General features: G+C 36.7%; 1 protein-coding gene. It reads left to right on the top strand.

Going from position 1 to position 259, the window contains the following annotated elements; translation table 11 throughout:
* A partial coding sequence (locus AOA61_RS12945) for a PhnD/SsuA/transferrin family substrate-binding protein (protein ID WP_158234801.1) occupies nt 1-259 on the top strand: 259 nt, incomplete at both ends.

The raw sequence follows: 259 nt of genomic DNA, 5'->3' as shown, positions 1-259 counted from the left end.
ATATTGCATTTATCCCAGCTTTAGGTTTAGTACAAGCTGAAGAACGTGCAAATGCTGAAGTAGTTTTAAAATCTGTCCGTTTCGGTGAAACTTCTTATCGTGCACAGTTTAATGTAGCAGCTGATTCTGAAATCAATTCTATTGAAGATTTAGTAGCTAATGAAGGATATGTTTGGGCTTTTGCTGACTTAACATCTACTTCTGGATTCTTATTCCCAGCTCACGGTTTCTTAGAAGCTGGTATTGATAACCTAGATAC

The sequence above is a fragment of the Pseudomonas sp. 2995-1 genome (assembly GCF_002742505.1).
Taxonomy (GTDB): Bacteria; Pseudomonadota; Gammaproteobacteria; order Pseudomonadales; family Pseudomonadaceae; genus Aquipseudomonas; species Aquipseudomonas sivasensis.
Note: the sequence above shows the minus strand (reverse complement) of the source record. Positions and strands in the feature narration are given on the sequence as shown.